The organism is Marinospirillum sp. (assembly GCF_014859565.1).
The window spans coordinates 1-2,332 of the sequence record NZ_JACUUA010000368.1 but is presented as its reverse complement, the minus strand read 5'-3'; the positions used below and the strand labels follow the sequence as shown (position 1 = coordinate 2,332).

Genomic DNA, 2,332 nt, shown 5'->3' with positions numbered 1-2,332 from the left:
AATTGGGGGTATGCAAAATTTTCGCACACCACCAAGACCGGCTAACCCCTTTCCCGATTGAACCGGGAAAGGGTAAACGAAAAGCATTCGCGCACCACCGAACCAAATCCGTTTTAACCGTAACCTGACGGCTGAAAAGTCAGCCCTATGGTGCCCCCAAAAGTGGGGGCACCTAATTGCTACCCCTGTAGCAGTTTAATCCGTGAAATTCACGCCCTATGGTGCAAATACCAGATTATCTGGTAAAAGCATTTTTGCTGAGACCTAAAGCGAGAAAACTCGCTTTACTAAATACCCGACTTCCCGGTGTTTTTATTATGAATGGATTATTAGAAAGTTTGGCGCCGGATGCCATGAAAACCACTGAGAAACACCCCTACCCTGGTACCTGATAGGCAGGCTGGATTCAGGTATAAAAAGCCCATCCCTTATAACCAAAGCAGTGACTAAAAACCCGTTTCTGGTTCTAAAACCGTTCATGATAATTTGCTTATCGTGAATGAAGCCCTGCACTGGTCAAAAAATGACCAGCAATCCAGTACCTCCCTGTTAGCCTCAAAAATAAATCCTGATAAACACTTGTAACCTGCACTAACAATTCTTTACAATAATCCTATTGACACAAATAAGGCTTATGTGATGACGAAAGAAAAACCGTTGCGCACCAAGGACGGAAAATTCCAAAAGGGTGCAAGCGGCAATCCATCCGGCAGGCCTAGGCAGGCCTCTAGTTTGTTGCGCGAACAGTTACGGGCGCATGGAGCTGAGGTGGTCGACCGTGTGATAGAGGCCGCTTTGCAGGGTGATATGCAGGCTGCAAAGATGGTGCTGGACAGAATTGCACCTACTCTGAAACCACAATCCGCGCCGGTGAGTATTGAGCTTGCCTCTGATGCAGGTCTAGCCGGCACCGCATGGGCTTTTGTTGACGCTGCTGCGGCTGGCGAGATGGCTCCTGACATTGCTGGTCAGATGGTACAGGCCGTTAGCTCACTGGCAAGGATCAGCGAAATTGATGAATTACTGACGCGGATAGAGCGGCTTGAAAAAAAAGCGGATAGCGGGGAATGCCAATGGTAAGCGCGACTTTATCCAAACGCCTGTCACAGCTTGAGCAAAAGGCAAATGCTAAGGCGGATGACCAGCGAGTGACCACGGTGTTTATTTGTTGTGGCGTGACTGGCGAAGTCGGAGCCGTTTTACATATCGACAAGCCCGAAACTGACCATTCCCGGAAATTAGTGAACAGGACTCAAGCATGAAATTGACACTTAGAGATCAGACCGGAGCCGCAGACGAAGCCCGGATAATGGACAGCAAGCGAGGATCACGCCGCCGCCCCTGGTGGATGGTGGCGTTAGAAAATCAGCGGAAAATCAATCAGCAAAAAAGAGAGATGCAATTATGCAACAGAAAGTAATGAGAGTTACGCGCTTTGAAAGTCTGGAGCCGCATCCGGTGGCAAAGCCTGAGCCGGTGGCAAAGGTCGATACTGAGCAGCGCCCGATTCTGGTCGCAGATCCAACAAGCGAGGCATACAAAGCCAGCTACGAACGAACCAAAAAATTATTGAGCGAGGGTAAACCCGTATGAGCAAGCAAGACCCTAAAACGCGCCTGCAACAAGTCAGTGATGAGCTTGAAGCCATTTGCGAAAAACGCGACCAGCTGGAAGCAGACTTCGACAAAGCCGCCGCCGGTGGCGATCAGTCAGCAGCGCATGAAATCCAATCTAAAATTGATGACCTGGAAGTACAACGAAAATTCCTGAGCCGGCAGGTGCAGCCACTTGAAATTGAAATCCGTAAAAATGAGCTGGAAGCAAAACGCCGAGAAGGTCGCAAGCTGGCAAAAGAGGCCGATGATTTTTTGGCCGCATGGGATGACCGGCTAGAGCAGGTGGGAGGATTGCTTGCTGAGGTCGAACAGCTACTTGCCGGCATGAATGAATCCAGCCTGATGCAGTGGAAGATGATCGCTCGGCTAGCTAAAGAAAAAGGCGGTCAACCGCGCCTGAGCTTTACGGTTCCTGCCAAAGCCTCAGGTCGGGCAGCGACTGCAAGGCGCACTATGGAGTATCTGCAACTGGCACACAACCAACATTCTCTTCAGATACGCGATACCCACGAGGTAGCCTGAACCATACAGCCCCATAACGGGGCTTTTTTTTGCCATTAAAAGCTATTAACTGGCTATTTTTTAACCATTTCTGAGAAGTTGGGTTTTATGTTGGGCAGCTTCTTAAACCGCTTCTAAGTACTTGATTTTTAAGGGGTAATGGTACCAGTGGTCGGACTCGAACCGACACTCCCTCGCGGGAACCGGATTTTGAA

The 2,332-nt window shown here is 49.5% G+C and carries 3 protein-coding genes; all 3 read left to right on the top strand.

All coding sequences use genetic code 11. The annotated features are described in order from the left end of the window. The first annotated feature begins 639 nt into the window (after nt 1–639). The 3 genes from IBX50_RS19755 to IBX50_RS19745 all read left to right on the top strand — a co-directional run bounded on the left by IBX50_RS19755 (nt 640) and on the right by IBX50_RS19745 (nt 2,138). A complete protein-coding gene (locus IBX50_RS19755; protein ID WP_292258108.1) occupies nt 640–1,080 on the top strand; it encodes a DUF5681 domain-containing protein in 441 nt (146 codons plus the stop codon). A gap of 324 nt (nt 1,081–1,404) precedes the next feature. Beyond that, the gene (locus IBX50_RS19750; RefSeq protein ID WP_292258107.1) at nt 1,405–1,593 is read left to right on the top strand and encodes a hypothetical protein; all 189 of its coding nucleotides are present in this window, start codon (nt 1,405–1,407) and stop codon (nt 1,591–1,593) included. Continuing rightward, on the top strand, nt 1,590–2,138 hold the full coding sequence (locus IBX50_RS19745) for a hypothetical protein (protein WP_292258106.1): 549 nt from the start codon (nt 1,590–1,592) through the stop codon (nt 2,136–2,138). Before IBX50_RS19750 ends, IBX50_RS19745 begins: the two co-directional genes overlap by 4 nt. The last annotated feature ends 194 nt before the right edge of the window (nt 2,139–2,332 follow it).